Below are 21,505 nucleotides of genomic sequence, written 5' to 3' on the forward strand. Positions count from 1 at the left end.
TCAATAAGCGCTATCGCTGAAGGAGAAAACATGAATAAGTCAGCTCATAATTTACCACGTGAAGATAAAGTTGTTATTGGTGTTGATGTCGGCACAGGAAGTGCACGTGCAGGTATCTTTGATTTAAATGGCAAAATGCTTGCTTCCGCCAAGCAAGACATTACCCTTTATCGTGAAGGCGCCCATGTTGTCGAACAATCTAGCAATGAGATATGGTTTGCAGTCTGCGATTGTATAAAAAAATCGATGGTACTTTCTGGAAAAACAGCACAACAAGTCGCTGGAATTGGTTTCGATGCAACTTGTTCTCTTGTTGTCCTTGGACAAGATAAACAACCTATCTCGGTGAGTCAGTCAGATGATCCTAACCGAAATATCATTGTATGGATGGATCATCGTGCGACAGAACAAGCTGAACGAATTAATGCGTTGAAGCATCCTGTGTTGAATTATGTTGGTGGTAAAATTTCCCCAGAAATGGAAACCCCTAAAATTCTTTGGTTAAAAGAAAACCGCAAACAAACCTTTGACGCAGCTTGGCAATTTTTTGATCTTGCTGATTTCTTAACATGGAAATCTACTGGCTCAGAGGCGCGTTCAACCTGTACAGTAACTTGCAAATGGACTTATCTAGCGCATGAAAAACGTTGGGATGAGAGCTATTTCAAACAAATTGGACTTGAAGAACTCGCAAATGAAAATTTTGCGCGCATAGGGCAACACATCGTTGAGCCCGGTACACCTTGTGGCTCAGGGTTAACGATTGAAGCAGCAACACAGATGGGATTACTTGCAGGAACGCCTGTTGCAGCGGGTATGATTGATGCCCATGCTGGTGGCATAGGTACTGTAGGTGTAAATGGCAATGCAACCCTAAACATGGCTTATGTTTTTGGTACCTCATCATGTACCATGACCACAACACAGGAACCCGTATTTATTCCTGGAGTTTGGGGGCCTTATTTCTCAGCGATGGTGCCTGGAATGTGGTTAAATGAAGGTGGGCAAAGTGCTGCTGGTGCAGCTATTGACCAACTATTATCACTCCATCCTGCGGCCGCTGATGCCAAAAGACTAGCAAAAGAAAAAGATTTATCACTCCCTGTATTTCTTGCTGATTTAGTTTTGAGCAGAATGAAATCTGCTTCGCAAGCGATTGAACTAACCGATGGGATCCATATTGTTCCTGAATTTTTAGGCAATAGAGCACCGTTTGCCGATCCACATGCTCGAGCGACCATTGCAGGTCTTTCAATGGATAACAGTTTAGAAAACCTTTTATCTTTCTATACCGCCGGTCTTTGTGGAATTGGCTATGGGCTGCGCCAAATTATCGAAGCGCAAGCAAATTCAGGCGCTGCTATAAAAAATATCGTGGTCAGCGGAGGTGCGGGGCAACACCCATTAGTACGTCAGCTTTTAGCTGATACTTGTGGGGTTCCTGTTATTTCGACCCTAGCGAGCGAACCCGTTTTGTTGGGATCTGCAATTTTAGGTGCTGTGGCGGGTGGCGTCTGTGAAAATGTGAGAGATGCAATGACTAGCTTCTCTTCTATTGACCTTACATACCAACCAAATGAAGCATATCGAGAACGTCATAATTTACGATTTACTTCTTTCGAGTATTTGCAGCAATGTGCTAGAACATTAAAAGGATAATGAATAAACTATAAAGAAAGCCTTTAGTCGGCTTTCTTTTTTAATAACTGAAATGAGTATTACATCCATGCAAAGAAACTTAATTATCACATCCCACATTGTTATTAAATAGATAATTAATTGTTTAAAATATTAACAATCACTTATGGTAAATCGCTCAATGACAATATTTTTTCCATACCGCTTCCATTACTGAAAGTGGAAGAAAATCATTATCTCCTTCAACTAGCGGAATAGAAAGAGAAACTCGCCCATCACTGTTATCATAAATTTTTACTGCAAATCTTTTATAGCCTTCCAATTTTTCATTTTTAACTCTAAATACTTCACCACAAACATACCCGACTTCACCTTCATCTACTGTCTTACGTAGAAAGTTATATTTCACATTTCTAAATGACGCAGATTCTGGATAAGACAAATAGTCTGAAACATTGTATTTCACTAAATGAAGCAAATCAGGTGTTGGTTTGTAGTTAACAGCCACGCCTAATAGGAAAGAACAACCTATAAGTAATATGACAGTGAGCAATTTTACGACATTCATTTTCACGCTCTTTTATAATACAACTAGTACTCTGATAATTAACATAAAAAATTATTTTTTATTGAATGAGACATTGGTTTACAACGCTCATTTATATAATAAAACCCGCGATTTCTGATAAAATTTGGCTTTGTCGAGCATAAATTATCTCATTCTAGTATCTAATCACTAGTCAATAATCATTACAATTTAAACTATGCCTAGTATATCAACTTAAATTTACCTTATTATATAATTAAAATAGAGACTAGTAAGTGATAAAATAACCATTGCATATACGATGCATATACGATGCATATACGATTAACACAATTTAAATGAGTATTCCCATCTAACAAAGCTTAGCCATAATTAATTCTATCAGGTATATTCATTTAAAATAAGAGCCCTTTCCTACTAAACTGTTAGCTTTTATCTTTTAATTTATAAAAATAATCATTATCCAATAATCAAAATAGTTATTTATCTTAAGTATTTGCCATTCTTTATTTTTCATGGTCAATAAAAACAAATAAATTTTTCAATTCAATACTATCTGTTTCATTATGTTTATAATCAGTAGAAACATTAAAATGACATGTCAAAATGTGAAGTGTTATAATTCATGATATTCAACTTTTAAAGAGCTAAAAAATAATAATTCAATCTAGATAAGGTAATTACCCCAAACATTACAATTTGGTTAAAATTTTAATCTTGTTAATTTTATGTTATAATATATCTCTAAAAAAATTAATGCGTCCAATAAGCCTATAAGCAAGGTATAGCTATGAAATTAATCATAAAAATATGAAAACTTATTATTTGGTAGATAAATATAATTAACAATAATTCCGCATAAAACATGACAGGTGTAGGGGGTCCCTACCCCAAAAATTCTTATTTAAAATAAAACCTAAGTATTGAAAATAACTTAAACAATTGATATTCAATGGTTTTAATTTAAAAATTTTAACTTCTATTTTTTAATACACATTAAATATTGACTTGAATTTTTATAGTTTAGTATCAATATTGGTTATTTAATTAATTGTTAAGTTCCATTTATGATTATTTTTTAAATGAAATTAATTCAAACACCATAAACGAGTAAATGAATTTCATTTTCAATTTGAGCATTAATAATATTAATTAATTTATAGCCTTTACTTATACCCCACGCTAAGTATTAACACCTACTCGCGAGAGATAATATTATCAAATTACAGAATATTCTTATAATGTATAGCTCATAATACAAATCTAAAAAAATAAGACTAATTTTAATATTTGATTTAATCTAACTCAGATAACATCAGACTGTCTCGAAGATAGGGGGCATTATGACAAATATTCAGCTACTTTTACTTACGATCAATAATTTTAGCCAAAGCGATTCAATTTCTCACTCACAAATTTCGTATATCTATCAGTTCTATCATTTAAATATTGCACCTAGGAATTTAAAAGTAAGTGATTTTTTGAAGGAATTTATCAAACAAGTCGAGCCTGTATTGAAAAATAATATTGGTTTATATATTCAACGGGCTGGGATTTACAACTTAATAGAACATTATTTACAACAGGCAGAAGACCATTTTATTAATCGGCAGGCTATATTAAACAAAATGTAACCTCTCTATCTTATATCATGCCTCTTAGCTCACTCTTAGGAGGCATGAATATTGAGCTTACTATTCTAGCTGAAAGCTAGCACTCGTCCTCTTCAGTGTTAATCAAAAATCCAAACTCCTCATTTTACTATTAAGCACTTTGTCTCGCTTCAAATTTATAAGGAAAGATAATCTCTTCTTGTTGATTTAAATAATCATAATTAGGATCTGCTAACCATTTTTGCAGTTTTTTTGCTGTTTCTCGTGCTATTTTACTGTAGTCAATACGAACCGATGTTAATGACGGATGAATATGATCACAGTTAGATGAACCTTCAACACAAGCAATTGCTAACATCGATGGAATTTTAATTAAACGTCTTTGACACTCAAATATTACACCAAGCGCTAGCATTTCATGACTACAGATAACAGCATCAAGCTCAGGTTGACGAGTTAACATTTCACTGATCGATTGGCGCCCAAAATCCATTGTTGCAACATAAGGGGTCGTAATACTTTGTTCTGCGCTATGGTAGTGATTAAGCATTGCTTTAGTCCAGCCATTGAGCTGCTGACTTTGTATTTTGCTATCCATTTGAGCGCCAATATAGCCAATTTTTTTATATCCCTTTTGCAGCATATAATTCGTTAAAAAATAAACTGCTTCACCAATATTACTGCCAATATTCAGTGAAAACGAATGAGTCGATTCACCAGCAACACCAATGACAGGAATATCAATATTCTTAAGGTAACTAAAAACACTCTCCGAATTGATGGCGCCAAAAATAACTAAAGCTGCGGGGTTACTTTGTAATAACGTAAATAGAACTTCAGATTCTTTTTTTTGCTGATAATCATGACTGCCGATAACAACCTGATATCCCTTATTATTTAAGATGTCCTGTAATGATTGCAAAAAAACCGAACTTGCATAATCCCTCAATGAAGGAACAAGCACTGCAATAGTACGGCTTTGCCCTGATGCTAATATACCAGCAGCAGAATTGGGAATATAGCCAAGTTCAGTAACAGCTTCATTAATTTTTTCACGTAGTTTATCTGAGACCAAGTCAGGGGTCCGAAGAGCGCGCGATACGGTCATTGAACCTACGCCTGCGTATTTTGCTACATCTTGTAAGGTAACTCGCCCAGTATTTTTTCTTTTACGTATTTTTTCCATGAAAGACTATTTTTCGCTCAAGTTCATCATTAATCTACTATAACTTATCACAGGTTAGCGTTGTTAATCAGCGGACTTTCATCCCCACTCCTTTATATTTATTATATTTACCTGAAATGATAGCGCTATCACGAAAATGAATAATTCAGCTAGATAGCGCTATCATTGATCACTACTATGCGAGTCAGTCAAAAGAAAAGCTAAAAATAGTGTTACGTTACCAGAAGCAAATTTAATGCTAACGACTTTACTGACACCTAACGTCATCCAGATTGTAGAAAGTGCAAACGACTGGCGAGAAGCGATTCATATCGCCTGCACGCCACTAATCAAAAATCAATCAATCGAACAACCTTATGTTGATGCCATCATTCATTCACATGAAAAAATAGGTCCTTATTATGTATTAGGTCCTGGTATCGCTATGCCACACGCCCGCCCTGAAGATGGCGTAAACCAGCTATCACTGGGTCTTACTGTTATCAAGCAAGGTGTGGAATTTGGTTCCGATGGCAACGACCCAATCAAACTATTAATCGTTCTTGCTGCAACTGATAGTAATAGCCACATTGGTGCTATCGCAAAACTTGCAGAACTATTTGATAACCAAGAAGATATTGACAATATCATGCAATCAGAAAACGTAGATGACATTCTTAAAATCATCGCTCGTTATTAATAATTTAAAAGGAAATAACATGAAAATTACAGTTGTATGTGGAAATGGCCTTGGCACTAGCCTAATGATGGAAATGAGCATCAAAACAATTTTAAAAGATCTTCAAGTCAACGCAGATGTTGACCATGTTGATCTTGGTTCAGCAAAAGGTACTCCAAGTGATATTTTTGTCGGCACTAAAGATATTGCTGAGCAATTAGTTGCTCAACAAGTGGCTGGCGAAATTGTTGCCCTTGAAAATATGATCGATAAAGTGGCGATGAAGGAACATCTGAGCGTCGCTCTGCATAAACTCGGCGCACTATAAGCGGAGGTAATATGTCATTTTTTCGTTTTCTGATGCAAGATGTATTATCTGAACCTGCTATTTTAGTCGGTTTAATCGCACTTATTGGTCTTATTGCCCAGAAAAAACCCGCTACTGAATGCATTAAAGGAACAATCAAAACTATTATGGGTTTTGTGATCCTTGGTGCTGGTGCAGGTCTAGTCGTAAGTTCTTTGGGTGATTTTTCAGCAATCTTCCAGCACGCATTTGGTATCAAAGGTGTCGTCCCAAATAACGAAGCCATTGTTTCCATCGCACAGAAGAGTTTTGGCCGTGAAATGGCAATGATTATGTTCTTTGCTATGTTAATCAATATATTGATTGCTCGCCTGACTCCATGGAAATTTATCTTCCTGACAGGTCACCACACCTTATTCATGTCGATGATGGTTGCCGTTATTCTCGCAACGGCAGGTATGGAAGGTACCATGTTAGTGGCTGTTGGCTCATTGATTGTCGGCTTTTGTATGGTGTTTTTCCCTGCAATTGCACATCCGTACATGAAAAAAGTCACAGGGTCTGATGATGTAGCAATTGGGCACTTCTCTACCATTTCATATGTTTTAGCGGGCTTCATTGGTAGTAAATTTGGTAATAAAGCGCATTCAACAGAGGACATGAATGTACCTAAAAGCCTACTTTTCCTACGTGATACGCCTGTTGCTATCTCATTCACCATGTTTATTATTTTCATTATTACTTGTCTTTTTGCAGGTGCAGATTATGTGCGAGAAGTCAGTGGTGGTAAAAATTGGTTCATGTTTTCATTAATGCAATCTATTACATTCGCAGCAGGTGTGTATATTATCCTGCAAGGTGTTCGTATGGTCATTGCAGAGATAGTTCCAGCATTTAAAGGAATTTCAGACAAATTAGTTCCTAATGCAAAACCTGCATTAGATTGCCCAGTTGTCTTCCCTTATGCACCAAATGCAGTTTTAGTTGGATTCTTAAGCAGCTTTGCTGCTGGTATTATTGGCATGTTTATTCTGTATGCATTAAATATGACCATCATTATACCGGGTGTTGTACCCCATTTCTTTGTAGGAGCAGCAGCTGGTGTATTTGGTAATGCAACAGGTGGGCGTCGTGGCGCAATTTTAGGTGCATTTGCACAAGGTTTATTAATTACTTTCCTTCCAGTATTCCTGTTACCTGTTCTTGGTAACATCGGTATTGCGAATACCACCTTTAGTGATGCTGATTTTGGCGTCATCGGTATTTTGTTAGGTATTATCGTTCGTTAAAGTTAATCCCCATAGCTTTCAAACTATGGGGATTTTATCTTTCTTATCTTTTCTTATCTTATCTTATCTTATCTTATCTTTTCTTAGAATAAATATCTAATTAAGTCTTCCAACTAAAGCCCCTTCCTTAAATAAGTATTCTTGTAATGATATTAAATCATCCGGAGTAACGTGAATCACTCCCTCACCTGGAATATCTATTTCTGCAATCATAAATAGAGCGAGTGTCGTTAAAGATGGTAATATCAAAATAAGCCAATTCTTTCCTTTAGTACCTCGAATGTTAAAACCAATTAGCATATTTGCAGATATAGCAAAAAAAATCAGTAAGAACCAAGCTGCATTTGGAATCTGATGACGCCAGCTGGCCATCGTTTTTTGCTGAGAAAGATAAAGATCACTAAATGCGGTTAGTACTGATGCAATAACAGGATTAGGTGATTTGTTTGCTTCCTTAATCCCGATTTCCCATAACTCAGCTTGCTTATCTAATGATATACGACGCCATTGATTATTTTCATCACTCACACCTGACTTAAAAAATTCAATCCTTGCCTCTAGATATTGTTGTAGCAGATGTATGGCCTGTTCCCTATCACTACTATCAAGTATTTGAGCACGTTGGTAAGCATTTCCTATCGCAATCGCTTCATTCTCTTCAGTTTGCTGACGATTATTATATCCATTGATCGAAATTGATAAGACAAAGCCAATCAATAAACCTAACAGAGACAAAATAGCACCTAATATAATTTTAGCTTCATCATCTTCAGCCTGCTCATTTGCATTTTTACGTTTGAAGATAAACTTACCTGTACATGCGGAAAGAATTAACAATACAAATGTGATGGTGAATAACAAAAATGAATCTATAGGGGTGCCATTAATTAATTCAGAAAAATTAAACATACTATGTTGCCCAGGCAGGTAATTTTACGATGATATACCATATGCAGAATAAAACTTTCCAGTATTTTATTGAACAAAATATTGTTAAGTATTTAACCCTGAAAAAAGTCAAATTTTCAACTGCAAAAACAAAAAATACAATTAAAATCAAACCAATAAAACAAACTAATATTACTCATTCACTCATCATATTTAGAGCAAGTATTAAATTTATACTATTCAATTTTTACTTTTAATCGATAAGGGGGGAATTTTATTCGAGTTGTTTTTTAATAAATAAACATAATCGATGTGGCTATTTTAAATACATAACCATGTAATTAGAAGAAGGTCAATACTAAAATCAAAAAACCACTTTAGCTAAGATTATTGGCAATGAGATTTAAGTTAGTTATCATTTTCTCACAGCGAAAATTTTTCTTTCTTACTTATTTTTATCATATTGATTTTTACCTAACAAAAATAATTAACCTTACTACCACTCTCGCGAATGATTTGTCTACAGACAAAATAGTTGAAGTTAATGTTAGCTTCGCTCATAGGTAAATCTGTTATAGAAATTCGCTTTAACTAGCTTTTTAGTACATGCCTATACTTATCATTTTGCATATACCCTACATTATGATTAATGTAGAATTACTTTCGTAATAAATAGCGTTTAATTTCATCAATTAGATTTGGTTCGTTTTCATCAAACACTTTAATGTTGTGTTGTCTAAAAAGTGCAGTACAAACACCAAACCCTTCTTTCACTGTACCATCAAATAAGCCGCTATATATCAGTTTGCTACCACAAGATGGGCTATTAGCCTTTAAAACAACGAGAGAGATATTGTGTTGCTTTAATTGATCTAACGCAACCTTAGCGCCGGCGATGTACTGTTCTGTAACGTCATCCCCAGAAACCTCAATGACCTTCGCTTTTCCTTGTAAGACATCTTCACCATTTCCACCAACAATTTCAGCCGATGGCCTCGGTGTAGGTAACCCTCCCAAAATTTCAGGGCAAATACCTATTACCAATCCTCTATCATGGAGCTGTTTCAAAGGTGAATAAAGCTGATGCTTACCGTCATACCTAACTGAATAGCCCAACAAACAAGAACTCACTGCTATCATTTGGCGCTCACAAGATTAAAATAAGTACTATACTAATTTTCGGTAATAAACAACTCAGTAATGTGAATTTGTACTATTACTATGTAAAATATTTTTTAAGTATGCTATGCGTCGCTGATTTAGACCAAACCCTCAACTAATCTCTTCAAATTATACCAGCATCCCTGACCAATTTTCTATTGATTTAAACTTTCTATAACTATTTCGACTATGTCGTCATTTTTGCAAAAAATTTAACGATTTTGTACATAATGCAAGAAACACAGTCAATCTTAAAAAGATGAGTTCCAATGGCACTTTTAGTTAAATTAATTAAAAATCATTAAAATGCCACATAGTTAAAGACCGGTAAAATAACAATGATTGATAAGCGCCAAAAAAAACACCTAAATAACATAAGGTTATCATGATTTCAATTTTTGAATAAAATTGTAACTAACCTAGCTTTTCAAAAACAACAATAATACAGTAATACATTGATTTAATTTATTTAATTCCCATTACTTAGATAGAAAAATTTTAGATTTTAACCATAACCTTATACTTACAAGGCCTTTATCCTTAAATGAATCACAATGCTCAATAAGCTAACTTAATTTAGGATAATCTGTTAACAATAATACATATCCGTGCTCATGATCTATTTTTTTTATACACAGACCTCATAATTATGAGTTTATACTTTATTTAATATACTGTTTTTATTATATTAAATAAAGATAAAATCATTAAGGAGGGAACATGCTTGAAAATCACTTAAATATATTCGTTAGGGCTGCTTTTGTAGAAAATATGGCGCTAGGATTCTTCCTTGGGATGTGTACTTTTCTTGCCGTGTCAAAAGAAGTAAAAACATCTTTTAAGCTTGGCTTAACGGTGGTGTTTTTGCTTACTATCGCTACACCAATCAACAACCTAATATATCATTACATTCTTAAAAATAATGCGCTTATTCCTGGGATTGATCTATCATTTTTATCTTTAGTCACTTTTATTGCTGTATTAGCGGCTTTAGTTCAAATACTTGAAATGTTCCTCGATAAATTTGTTCATTCATTGTACCTTTCTCTGGGTGTATTTCTCCCCTTATTGACTATTCATTGTGCTATTTTTGGTGCTACCATTTTTATGGTTGAACGAGATTATACTTTCACCGAGTCAATTACATATGGCGCGGGATGTGGTATTGGTTGGCTACTAGCAATCATTGCTTTAGCAGGACTCAGAGAGAAAATGAAATATTCGGATATACCGAAAGGATTAAAGGGTCTCGGAATTACTTTTGTAACTGTCGGACTTATGTCTCTTGGGTTTATGTCTTTTTCAGGCATCTCCCTTTAAATTCATTGGGAAACACCGATTTATAGGCACACGCTAAAGTAGCATTCATACAAAAAAAGATCATACTTTAGCGGGTGTCGTGAGTAATAGAATTATCTCGCTTCTTTCATGACCTATTTTAGGTCGTGTTTCGGCTTTACCGCTTACCTAGCTCATAACAGTCAATTCTCCTATTAGTCAGAACACAGTCGATTAACAAGCATATTAGTATCAACTGTACATCCTCTGACCCCAGCACAATTAGATAACCTGTCATGTGCCTTAATTTACCAGCCTTGATACTAACTTATCTAACACTTCTCTAAATACACTTTGTTGTTTACTGCCACTTTATTCCTTTATTCTCAAATCTAATCGGTAAAAGATACTTATACCAAAGAGCGGTCACATTTCTAGGAACCCTTTTTGTGAGTAAAAACTATTACTTAAGATAATAACTGTCAAAATAGAAGTTTACAGTCTATAGATATAGGAAAAATACCCTTTATCGTAAGAGAAAAAGAAGAATACCTCTTTTTATTAAATCCATTAGGCTACTTTACGCAGCATAATACGGTCATTGAATTAAACTCTTCTGATTGTCACTCAAATATTACAGTAAAAAGAGTATAAAATATTAGTCCCCCCTAGCCCTAATATTTTAACTACACAATAATTATCACAAGCTACATTTGCTCTTGATGACCTCAAACCATAAAGGTGTATTCCGTTGTATGAATCAAATATCATTTTATATTTAATCAACCTTTAACCTCTTAGAGAAAATGCGACTAGAATACTAAGCTATCTTATTTCTAAAGAAAATTATTACTTTAGGCTAATAACTACTAATAAGCACCTCATTAATTTCTTGCTGTTGGCTATAATCAGCGAATTGATACCAATTAATTGTTTCTTTGATCAGCTCATCAGTTGCATCAATAAACTTTTCAGGGTATTGTCGTGAAATGTTTTTGAGTATTAATGGAATTTCTGTACAACCCATGACAAATTTATTAATCCCTTTTTCTTCTAACTTAGATACACAGCTCAACATAATTTCTTGTGCAGAATGAAAATCACCCGCTTTATAAGCAATAATGCTTTTCATTATTTTATACTGTTCAATATCATCAGGAATAAGACATTTAATATTATTTTCAGCTAATTTATGCTGATATAACCCCGCTTCTATTGTCGCCGTTGTTGCTAATAAAGCAACTGATTTAATATTTTCCTTTATTATTTTATTACATGCTGAATCTATAATGCTAATAAAAGGAATACTTACTGATTTTTTTAGTTCCTCATACCAATAATGGGCGGTATTACAAGGCATAATAATACAAGAAACGCCTGCACTTTCTAAAATCCTTAATGATTCAATCATTGCGGGTAATGGTGATGGGCCATCATATATTAAGCTCTCTGTTCTATCAGGAATATCTGGAATAGAAACAATAATTATAGGAATATGCTCCTGATCCCGAGATGCTTTGGTATTTGCAATAAGCTTGGCAAAAGCATCTGCTGTAGCTCCTGGCCCCATCCCACCTAACATACCTAATATTTTTTTCATATTTCCTCCTATGAATAAATATTATGATGACATAATGCTTCTTCACCGTAATTGCAGAGTTTCTATAAGGTATGCTAAATTTGCATAATCACTTTATCACTATAATAAATATTGAGATGCTTATGATCAGTAATCTAGAAATAAAATGGTTGCACGATATAGTTGCACTGGAGGAATGTCGTAGTTTTACTTTAGCTGCTGAAAAACGTAATATTTCACAATCATCTTTTAGTCGGCGCATACAAGCTATTGAAGCCTCTATCGGATTTGAAATATTTGATCGTAATACCAATCCATTACAACTCACAACACAAGGGAAAGGTTTTATTGTTTATGCAAGAAATTTACTAGATGATATCTATTTTCAAATTGATAGAATAAAAGGTGTTGATAATACCAAGCAGCGTATTAATATAGCAGCAGCGCATTCCTTATCTGTATTTCTTCTACCCGAGTTTATTTCTCAGTTTTCTCAAAATTCAGATAAAATCTTTTTCATAGAATCAATTAATGTGGATGAGGCAGTAAAAAACTAAAAGAAGGACAAAGTGACTTTATTCTTTCATTTTATAATGAAGAACTCATGTCAGCGCCTTTCTTACATTCAGAAGTTCTTGAAAGTCGTTTACATCTCGTTTCATTATGTGATGAAAATAAATATCCGTTATATCCACTTGATGGCCGTCCACTTCCCTTTATGAAATATACCGATGAAAGTTATATGGGACGACAAGTTAACCAATTAACCGATAAACTTCCTGAGTTACCACTTGAATTATCATGTGTTACTTCAATGAGCGACCTGCTAAAACGCATGATATTAAATGGCAATGGCGTTGGCTGGTTACCTGATTATTCAATTAAAAATGAAATTTCGCAGGGACTATTAACTATTCTAGATCAAAACTTATCGATCAATATGGGAGTCTATATTTACCGTACTGGCTCAAGACTTAACCTTTCTTCAGAAAGATTCTGGCAATTTATGCGTAATCGGGTAATCATTTAATTCGTGTTACTTTTTATTAATAGACACCGCCCTCTATTTCTAAAAGCTTAGAGAGCGGTAGGTACTAGGTAATGTCTATTCTTATGATATTGACGTTACTTTTTCTTCATGGATAACAATATTCTCTACATCAGACGTAATCCTTTTTCTATCTTCAAGCTTTGAAATAACAGCCGTTGAAATACTATTACCTACGACATTTGTTGCCGTTCTTCCCATATCCAAGAATTGATCAATACCAAGTAATAATAGAATGCCAGCTTCAGGCAGATTAAACATTGGTAATGTCGCAGCAACAACAACGATAGAAGCACGCGCGACACCAGCCATTCCTTTACTAGTCACCATCAACGTCAATAATATAAGAAGTTGTTCCGTAATACTTAAATCAATACCATAAGCATTCGCAATAAAAAGAACTGCAAAAGATTGATACATCATCGAGCCATCAAGATTAAAGGAATAGCCTAGAGGTAAAACAAAGCTAGTCACTTTCTTTGGGATACCATATTTATCAAGCGCATCCATAGTCTTGGGATAGGCTGATTCGCTACTTGCCGTTGCGAATGCCAATGCTACAGGTTCACGAATTAATTTACCTAAAGTAAATACGGATTTTCCTAAGAATAGATATCCTACCAAAAACAAGACAGCCCAAAGAACCAGCAACGCAACATAAAACAAGCCTATTAATTTACCGTAATCATATAATAACCCTAGACCTTCTACCGTGACAGCAGAAGCTATCGCTGCAAATACTGCAATAGGAGCAAAGCTCATCACATAATCCGTAATACGGAACATTATTTTTGCCAGATCTTCAATTAACGTCACGATGAGGCTTTTTTTATCTTTACTAATAAAAGCTAATGCTGAACCAAAGAAAATTGAAAAAACTAATATTTGTAAAATTTCATTATTTGCCATCGCTTCCGTAAAACTTTTCGGGAAAATATGTGTAATAAATGCTTTTAAGGTAAACCCTGAGGTATTTAAACCACTATCTATTGTGGCTGAGGGTACTGCTAAATTTAATCCTACCCCAATATCAAATAAATTGACAAATACCATACCAATCAACAATGAAATAATCGCTGCAGAAATAAACCAAATCATCGCCTTAAGTGTTATGCTACCAACTGAAGATGAGCCTCCCATAGATACAATACCTGAAACGATAGTTGCAAAAACTAACGGTGCAATAATCATTTTAATCAACCGCAAAAATACATCAGTAACGATATTCATATAAGATGCTATTTCTTTTGCATCTTCTGCGGAGTCTGCATAAATATGGCATCCCCAGCCTACTATAATGCCAAAAACAATAGCGAAAACAATCTGTTTCATGAGTTTTTGTTTATTCATTCTGACCCCTATTTTATTTTTGTAAAGCGGCGGGTTTATCCTTTACGATTAATAATATATGTATTTTGAATACTAAATTTGATAGTTACATTTTTTTAACGTGAAGAGAAATGCAAATGGACGAAATAGAATGCAAAAAATGCATATGAAAGAAAATGAGTTTATCTAGTTGATTTTAAATCATATATTGAAAAGTTGTCGATATTATTAAATAACCAGCATGCGTTATACTGGTTCGTCATTATAAAAAATAACATAATCACATTTTTATCTGTCTTAATAAACCTCTTTATGGAGCTTCTCTTACAACATAAAGCTAAGTTTCTATCACGGCATAAATATTTAACCTTTTATTCTTTTTCTCCATAACGTTTTTTTATCGTGATTAAAAACGAATCAACAATCCAACTAATTTTTTTCGTTCCCAAGAAGCCTATCATCGCTCCACAAAATTCAGCAAGAGATGACCAAGCCTCTGAGTAATTCATATAAATGAGTAACCATTGAAGTGCTTGGATAGCACTCACAGTAATCGCTCCACAAATTACTGCTTCAGCTAATGACTGCCATGAACTATTACCATCTCTCCATTCTCTTATAAATGCAATCAGCGTCGCCAACATAACACCACTTAATAAAGGAAAATTGAGTTGAACCCAGCGTAAAATTTGCACCCAAAAATCAATATTTTTTTCATACATAGTGATACCTCCTAAATAGAGTGCTAGTTTATTATCAATAAATAAAGCCCCCTTATTATTTTATATAAAACTGTAAATTAATGGATCCTTAATATCCTAATAAAACAATAAAAAACAACTATAATCATTAATTATAAATCTAAAGTTATTTAATTATGTATGCGAATCACACAAGCTCATTATCACAAATAAATATAAAAATCTAAAGGTGTTATTTTTTTAGTCATTGTTAATAATTAAAATCCATTATCAATTTATACAACAAAAATACACTGACAAGATAAAACCTCTTAAATTAACTTTACTTTTAAAGCATTGAAATATCTAAATGATAAAACCATCAATTAGAATATAGTGATTCTTATCTAGAACAATTGACCGTGTAAGTAGGTATGAAATAAAGCTAGACGATACACACAAGGGAAACAATATGAATCGTCTAGCTTTGTAATACATTATATCTGTAATATCTACTGTACCTTGAGGTATGACAAGTAGTACAAGATACATCAGTAGTATTTGTTTTTTTATTATTAAGATCTCTTCATTTTTAATCACTTTTTATTAAAATATCATAAGATACAAAAAATAATTTATATCTTATCAATCCACTTTGAAATATTGATAAAATACTCCTGCAATAATAAGTAATAAGCCAATCAATTGTAATGTCAAACTGCTTCCAATATGGCCATTGATAACATCTAAAACAAACCCTGAAACGACTTGCCCACTGATTGCTAATAATGTTGTCAATGTGACACCTAACTTCGGTAATACATAACTATTAATAACAACAAAGAATGCTCCTATAATACCACCTACAAATGCGATATAAGGTATCCCACGCAGATCAACAACAAATAGCTCCTGACGAAAAATAAGTACTACACTTAAAAATAAAAATCCGACAATGTGATTGACCAGTGAGGCATAAAAAGCATTTTTACTTTGTGCCAGTGATCCATTGAGGGTACGACTAGTCACAATACAAACCCCATTAACAAGGGCTATCATCACAAAAAACCACATATTTACTTCCCTAGTACGATGAATATACTACCTAATACAAATAAGCCAGCCACGATGAGATCACGGCGCTTTATTTTGTTCCCTTTTGCTTTAATATTAAAAAAACCAAAATAATCGATAATAAGACCAAAAATAACTTGCCCTACCAGCATTAAAACAATACTACCGGATAAAGACAGAGAACTATTCACCGTGATCGCAGCTAGTAATACTGTAAACGCACCTGGGATCCCGGCTAAATAGCCAATTAATGGCGCTTTTCCCTTTTTATTTATTGTCATTTTCTTTAAACCAAAAATCATAAATATGAATAAAGAAAAGATGGCACCAACTCCATGGGTTAACCAAGAAGCTTTTACTGGTGATGTAAATTGTGATAAATAGCTATTACTCATGATCATTAAGGTGAGTAATATACCGGATACAATAGCAAGTAAGGGTAAAAATAATTTATTTTTCATAATGATGACTCTACATAAAGATGACCTAATTATAGTTTTGCTTACAACACAATTTAAGATATAAAATAGGAAACACATTGTTCATCATAGGTTGACAATATGCATGATTTAAACTCGATTCCTATCCTTATTGAAGTGGCTGAAAGCCTAAGCTTTACAAGGGCAGCAGAAAAATTGCACATGACAAAATCTGCTGTCAGTAAATCGATCAGCACTGTAGAAAGTCATCTGGGCGTAAAGCTATTTAATCGCTCAACACGAAAAATTAGCTTAACTGAGATAGGTACAACTTATATTGAATATCTAAAAACCTCGTATTCTTTTCTCGAACAAGGAAAAGATGCAATTACTCAACTCAATATTAAAGCTGCTGGCAAAATAAAAATTAGTGCACCAATGTCATTCGGCACTTTGCATTTATCTAAAATAATGCCTGAATTTTTAAAACGATTTCCTGATTTGCAAACAGAAATTATTTTAGATGATAGGGTTGTGGACCTCATCGCCGAAGGGTTTGATGTGGCGATAAGAATTGGTGATTTACCTGATTCGTCACTGATCGGAAAAAAAATAACGCCTTGTTATAGTGTTTTGTGTGCCTCACCACTGTATTTGCATAGAAAAGGAATTCCAAATACAGTTGCAGATCTAAAAAGCCATAACTGCTTATTTTATTCATTGTACCAATCTGGACAAGAATGGGTTTTTCATAAGAATAATAAATCCGAGAATATTAGCCCCACAGGAAACTTTATCGTCAATAATAGTGAATCCCTTCTACAAGCAGTCATTCAGGATGTTGGTATTTCTTTGCTACCCTGCTTTATTGCCGTACCATACATCGAAAATGGTTCACTTGTTCCTCTGCTTACTCATTATTCATTACCAAAGCACTATATTTATGCAGTATATCCTAATAAAAACTATTTACCGTATAAGACAAGACTTGCCATTGATTTTATCTTTGAAAAATTGAATGTTCATAGTGAGTATAGTACTCGCTATGAAATCAATTATTATTGATATCGTGATAATCCTAATTAGGCATAGACTATAAACATCAATAAAGTAAAAAGGCCGCTTTCATTCGCGGCCTTTTATCATTGATCATTTACCACTAACAAATCTTAGAGGTTATTTTTCACAACAAATGCTTTTTCTTCATCTCGTAAAGTTAATACTTCATAACCATTTTCAGTGACTAAAATAGTATGTTCCGATTGAGCTGATAGTTTTTTGTCGCGAGTGACAACTGTCCAACCATCTTTTTTAGTTTTGATCTTCATACCACCTTGGTTAATCATTGGTTCGATAGTAAATGTCATTCCCTCTTTTAGTGGTATTCCCTGTCCACGAATACCATAATGCAATACTTGTGGGTCTTCGTGCATCTCACGCCCAATACCATGACCACAATACTCACGTACGACACTGTAACCATTTGTTTGAGCATGGTGCTGAATAGCAGCACCGATATCACCTAATGTCGCCCCTGGCTTAACTTGCTTAATACCTTCCCACATAGCTTCATAAGTATCTTTGACTAATTTACGAGCTAAAGGTGATGCTTCAGGCATAACATACATTTTACTTGAGTCGGCAATAAAACCATTTTTTTCTAATGTGATATCAACATTGATAATGTCTTTAGCTTTCAGAGATTCATCAACTTTAGGTATACCATGACAAACAACCTCGTTAAGCGAGGTATTTAAAACATATTGGTAATCGTATTGCCCTTTACTTGCCGGCCTAGCCTGCAAATCATTAACAATATAATCCTCAACCTTATCGTTGATTTCCATGGTCGTAATGCCCGGCACAATAAAAGTATCTAACATCGTAAATACCTTGGCTAATAAACGACCGGATTCACGCATCAATTCAATTTCTTCAGCTGTTTTGATTGTGATATTACTCATGGTACTTCCCTTTATGATTAACGGATTCTTTTTCTAACATTTCACTAATAAGCATAGTGAAGGTTTTATCTGGATTGAGTTCTGCTTGAATACCGATTTTTATCCAAAACTCAGCTTGAGAATTAATAGAGCGTGACATCACTTGGCTGGCACGACGCAAATAATCATGTAAGTCATCAGAAATTTTCACAATCCCCAAAACAGCACCTCATTAGCATACAAAATATTACATATCATATATAAAGCATATAATAGTTAAAACGATAAAGGAAGAAAACTGATTATTTATATAAACAATATATCGAACAATCGCTATTTGCTCTTTATTTGACCTATTTGATTAGCTTGAGTAATCAATATTAGGAGCTAATTCTCGAACTTGAATACACCGTCAAAGTATTGGCTGTTAAAATGATGTATTTTTATTGATAGTTAGTGCTGCTATTTGCATTCATCATTTTAGCTTTGCATCTATTAGATACTAACCTTGAACCTGTACCCAATAATTTTCTAAATCAAACAGATTATGCTGATATACCAATATACTTTGAGTTATGTGTGGGTTGACAATCCGGTTATGCCTATAAAAAACCGAGTTAGCATCAATCGATTCTACATAATTCGATTTGCATGGCGATAAGGGTAAATAGGTGGGAGTAGAAATAAACTCAGCGACTCACTGAGAACAGTCTACAACCATGCAACTTGAGTATGACAAGCGTATAGCTGACTTATACAACCTGCTACATCTTGAAGTAACACGCGTATATCATTGATGATTGTTCGGAGAACAAAATGTATAAAAAAATTTTAGTTCCTATTGATATTACTGAGAAAAATTTAGCTCATCTGGTCCTACCCCATATTCAATATCTTTCTGAGTCAGAGAATGCTCATATTCACTTTTTAGCTGTTATTCCTACAGTGCCATTTTATACTTCAATGGGCTTTGGCTTTGCCGAAAAAGTAGATAGCGAGCAAGATAAGGTCACCAATCAATTGGTTGATATAATTAAAGAATTTAACCTTCCAAAAGGTAAATTTACTGCGCAAGTGGTAATGGGAACACCTCGAGATGAAATTTTACGGATTGCCGATAATGTTGAGGCCGATTTAATTGTTATTGGTTCAAGAAGACCTGATATGTCGACTTACTTCTTAGGATCAACTGCCACTATGGTCATTCAGAATTCAAAAATTTCGGTCTTAACTGTACGCTAATATTTCAGCCCACTTCAGTGGGCTTTTCATTTAACCACATGATTAATAAAAATTATTATTAATCTCTAGCTATTCCACTTATTTTCTAATAATTTTAACTATACTATTCCTGCTTATATTTTCTAATATAATAGCTTCTCAATATTCTTTCCTTTTGTTGATGTTTCCTCTCAATATAGAATTTTTATAACCCTCCGCCGAAAATGACGCCAAATAGATTAAATATTCTTTTTTAGTTCTTTGTATTGGTTCAATAAATCCATCATTTGTTATACTTTAAGTTTCACATAAGAGACTTAAAATCAGCATAATCACGATATACTGCACAAATCAAAATAAATATTTCACATAGTGACAATATTACATTGACTACTTATCACTCACGCAACTAATCTAGTTTTAAATAACAAACAATGTTTTATATATGAAACAAATTTGTTTTGCTGTGCAAAGAGGAAGCAATATGAGTTGGATAGCAGTCTGTGATGTCTCGCAAGTACAAGAAAATTTTCCTTATTCAGCTCGAGTCAAAGATACCGAGATCGGCATTTTTTTGGTCGACGGTCAATATTATGCCATGGAAGATATTTGCCCACATGCTTACGCCTTACTAAGCCAAGGATTTGTTGAAGATGGCAAAGTGGAGTGTCCGCTCCACGAGGCATTGTTTGATATTAGAACCGGTAAATGTTTACGCGAACCTGGTGGTCGTGATTTAAAAACTTATCCGACACGTCTTAATGAAAACCAAATCGAAATCAGTTTAATTGAGGAGTAGAAATGGGCCCGATACAAAACATGCCCCCCGATTTGCCTGCCAATCATCAGATTATACCGGCACGTGAAGGCAGTAAAAGCCAGATCTAATCCCGGGCTTTGCTCCAAATATCGTTTGGTAAACTCATTCACGCATTCCTGGCGAATATGAAGTAGCACTGATTGCCGCGTTAGAAACGCTGTCTGATTCAGGTTTTGAACCACTAGAGCAATTCATCGAATGCAATGCCTACTCCCTCGTTATTCATTTCACAGGGCACGTTGGAAAAGCGTATTTTGATATAGATGCGGAGTTCATTCATGAAACGCGTGACCAACTTGCACAATCAATAGAGACTCAAACATTTACCATTGATAATGCTGCCTATTTTGGCTAAACAATCAAAAAACTATCGAATTAAAACAATCCTTTGTCGTGAAAGTATTAATGGAGAACATTGGTAGAATCAATTTTTCAGAGTCACCACAGAAAAAGCTATTTAAATTAATTTATGTGCATTACCCTAAGTTAAATCCACTTTCCGCTATTCGGATTAAAATCAAAGGACTTCAATGAAAAAATACTTATTACCCATTAGTCTCATTATCAGTGTTGTGTTGCTAATTATTATTATTGTCCTCACTGTTATGTTTTTTAACTTAAAAGACAAAATCACCTCTACTATCGAGCAGGTGAAAAATGGTCAATACTCCGAGTTAATAAATATTAATGCAGCAGATCTTATACCTGAAGGACTAAAAAATTTCACAAAGGTTGATGCTGGCGAGAGTGAATGCGATTATTTTTATAAAAAAATCACAGTACTTGTGACTTACTTAGAGGCAAATCCTTCTATTCCTAGTTCAGAA

Annotated in this window: 21 protein-coding genes and 1 pseudogene; 11 read left to right on the forward strand and 11 right to left on the reverse strand. The window is 34.1% G+C overall.

Annotated features, from left to right (window positions below; genetic code table 11):
- The first annotated feature begins 30 nt into the window (after positions 1–30).
- Positions 31–1,659, forward strand: a complete 1,629-nt coding sequence (locus OOA_RS07630) for an FGGY-family carbohydrate kinase (RefSeq protein ID WP_008911567.1) — start codon at positions 31–33, stop codon at positions 1,657–1,659.
- A 157-nt stretch (positions 1,660–1,816) separates the two neighbouring features.
- Here OOA_RS07630 and OOA_RS07635 read toward each other — a convergent pair whose 3' ends face one another.
- Positions 1,817–2,206, reverse strand: coding sequence for a hypothetical protein (locus tag OOA_RS07635; protein WP_008911568.1), 390 nt, complete (start codon positions 2,204–2,206; stop codon positions 1,817–1,819).
- A gap of 1,322 nt (positions 2,207–3,528) precedes the next feature.
- On the opposite strand from OOA_RS07635, the gene OOA_RS07640 reads away from it, so the two are divergent.
- Complete coding sequence (locus OOA_RS07640) at positions 3,529–3,819, forward strand: hypothetical protein (protein WP_008911569.1); 291 nt, start codon at positions 3,529–3,531, stop codon at positions 3,817–3,819.
- A 130-nt stretch (positions 3,820–3,949) separates the two neighbouring features.
- Here OOA_RS07640 and OOA_RS07645 read toward each other — a convergent pair whose 3' ends face one another.
- Positions 3,950–4,984: a LacI family DNA-binding transcriptional regulator gene (locus OOA_RS07645; protein ID WP_008911570.1), complete on the reverse strand. Its 1,035-nt coding sequence runs from the start codon at positions 4,982–4,984 to the stop codon at positions 3,950–3,952.
- Between the two features lie 235 nt (positions 4,985–5,219).
- Here OOA_RS07645 and OOA_RS07650 point away from each other — a divergent pair, with 235 nt between their 5' ends.
- Genes OOA_RS07650 through OOA_RS07660 form a run of 3 tightly spaced genes read left to right on the forward strand, consistent with a single transcriptional unit; the run spans position 5,220 to position 7,238 of the window.
- Positions 5,220–5,663 carry a PTS sugar transporter subunit IIA gene (locus tag OOA_RS07650; RefSeq protein WP_008911571.1) on the forward strand — a complete coding sequence of 148 codons (444 nt, stop codon included), beginning with the start codon at positions 5,220–5,222 and terminating at the stop codon, positions 5,661–5,663.
- 19 nt (positions 5,664–5,682) lie between these two features.
- Complete coding sequence (locus OOA_RS07655) at positions 5,683–5,970, forward strand: PTS sugar transporter subunit IIB (RefSeq protein WP_008911572.1); 288 nt, start codon at positions 5,683–5,685, stop codon at positions 5,968–5,970.
- Positions 5,971–5,981: 11 nt separating this feature from the next.
- Positions 5,982–7,238 (forward strand): PTS ascorbate transporter subunit IIC, encoded by a 1,257-nt coding sequence (locus tag OOA_RS07660; protein ID WP_008911573.1) that lies wholly within the window; start codon positions 5,982–5,984, stop codon positions 7,236–7,238.
- Between the two features lie 96 nt (positions 7,239–7,334).
- Here the strand turns inward: OOA_RS07660 and OOA_RS07665 are convergent, their stop codons facing one another.
- Positions 7,335–8,147 (reverse strand): bestrophin-like domain, encoded by an 813-nt coding sequence (locus tag OOA_RS07665; protein WP_008911574.1) that lies wholly within the window; start codon positions 8,145–8,147, stop codon positions 7,335–7,337.
- A 636-nt stretch (positions 8,148–8,783) separates the two neighbouring features.
- Positions 8,784–9,266, reverse strand: a complete 483-nt coding sequence (locus tag OOA_RS07675) for a 2-thiouracil desulfurase family protein (protein WP_008911576.1) — start codon at positions 9,264–9,266, stop codon at positions 8,784–8,786.
- Positions 9,267–10,007: 741 nt separating this feature from the next.
- On the opposite strand from OOA_RS07675, the gene nqrE reads away from it, so the two are divergent.
- Positions 10,008–10,607, forward strand: a complete 600-nt coding sequence (nqrE, locus tag OOA_RS07680) for an NADH:ubiquinone reductase (Na(+)-transporting) subunit E (protein WP_008911577.1) — start codon at positions 10,008–10,010, stop codon at positions 10,605–10,607.
- Between the two features lie 817 nt (positions 10,608–11,424).
- On the opposite strand, the gene cuyB is transcribed toward nqrE, so the two are convergent.
- On the reverse strand, positions 11,425–12,165 hold the full coding sequence (gene cuyB, locus OOA_RS07685; RefSeq protein ID WP_008911578.1) for a cysteate racemase: 741 nt from the start codon (positions 12,163–12,165) through the stop codon (positions 11,425–11,427).
- Positions 12,166–12,287: 122 nt separating this feature from the next.
- Here cuyB and OOA_RS07690 point away from each other — a divergent pair.
- A pseudogene (locus tag OOA_RS07690) lies at positions 12,288–13,174 on the forward strand (LysR family transcriptional regulator).
- Between the two features lie 81 nt (positions 13,175–13,255).
- Here OOA_RS07690 and OOA_RS07695 read toward each other — a convergent pair.
- The 4 genes from OOA_RS07695 to OOA_RS07710 all read right to left on the reverse strand — a co-directional run bounded on the left by OOA_RS07695 (position 13,256) and on the right by OOA_RS07710 (position 16,736).
- On the reverse strand, positions 13,256–14,542 hold the full coding sequence (locus tag OOA_RS07695) for a dicarboxylate/amino acid:cation symporter (protein WP_008911579.1): 1,287 nt from the start codon (positions 14,540–14,542) through the stop codon (positions 13,256–13,258).
- 350 nt (positions 14,543–14,892) lie between these two features.
- Positions 14,893–15,243: a phage holin, lambda family gene (locus OOA_RS07700; protein WP_008911580.1), complete on the reverse strand. Its 351-nt coding sequence runs from the start codon at positions 15,241–15,243 to the stop codon at positions 14,893–14,895.
- 603 nt (positions 15,244–15,846) lie between these two features.
- Positions 15,847–16,275 (reverse strand): DMT family transporter, encoded by a 429-nt coding sequence (locus OOA_RS07705; RefSeq protein WP_008911581.1) that lies wholly within the window; start codon positions 16,273–16,275, stop codon positions 15,847–15,849.
- 2 nt (positions 16,276–16,277) lie between these two features.
- Positions 16,278–16,736, reverse strand: a complete 459-nt coding sequence (locus OOA_RS07710; protein ID WP_008911582.1) for a DMT family transporter — start codon at positions 16,734–16,736, stop codon at positions 16,278–16,280.
- A gap of 99 nt (positions 16,737–16,835) precedes the next feature.
- Between OOA_RS07710 and OOA_RS07715 the strand changes: the two genes are divergently transcribed.
- Positions 16,836–17,759, forward strand: coding sequence for a LysR family transcriptional regulator (locus OOA_RS07715; protein WP_008911583.1), 924 nt, complete (start codon positions 16,836–16,838; stop codon positions 17,757–17,759).
- A 104-nt stretch (positions 17,760–17,863) separates the two neighbouring features.
- Here OOA_RS07715 and map read toward each other — a convergent pair whose 3' ends face one another.
- Together map and OOA_RS07725 are read right to left on the reverse strand one after the other, a co-directional pair.
- Positions 17,864–18,658, reverse strand: coding sequence for a type I methionyl aminopeptidase (gene map / locus OOA_RS07720; RefSeq protein WP_008911584.1), 795 nt, complete (start codon positions 18,656–18,658; stop codon positions 17,864–17,866).
- Entirely contained in the window at positions 18,651–18,857 is a 207-nt protein-coding gene (locus tag OOA_RS07725; protein WP_008911585.1) for a ParD-like family protein, read from the reverse strand. The genes map and OOA_RS07725 overlap by 8 nt, the downstream gene beginning before the upstream one ends.
- A gap of 596 nt (positions 18,858–19,453) precedes the next feature.
- Here OOA_RS07725 and OOA_RS07730 point away from each other — a divergent pair.
- The 3 genes from OOA_RS07730 to OOA_RS20605 form a co-directional block, all read left to right on the forward strand.
- Positions 19,454–19,879, forward strand: a complete 426-nt coding sequence (locus OOA_RS07730; protein ID WP_008911586.1) for a universal stress protein — start codon at positions 19,454–19,456, stop codon at positions 19,877–19,879.
- Positions 19,880–20,342: 463 nt separating this feature from the next.
- Positions 20,343–20,657, forward strand: coding sequence for a Rieske (2Fe-2S) protein (locus OOA_RS07735; RefSeq protein ID WP_008911587.1), 315 nt, complete (start codon positions 20,343–20,345; stop codon positions 20,655–20,657).
- 551 nt (positions 20,658–21,208) lie between these two features.
- A partial coding sequence (locus OOA_RS20605) for a hypothetical protein (RefSeq protein ID WP_008911588.1) occupies positions 21,209–21,505 on the forward strand: 297 nt, incomplete at its 3' end.

The organism is Providencia burhodogranariea DSM 19968, assembly GCF_000314855.2.
GTDB lineage: Bacteria > Pseudomonadota > Gammaproteobacteria > Enterobacterales > Enterobacteriaceae > Providencia > Providencia burhodogranariea.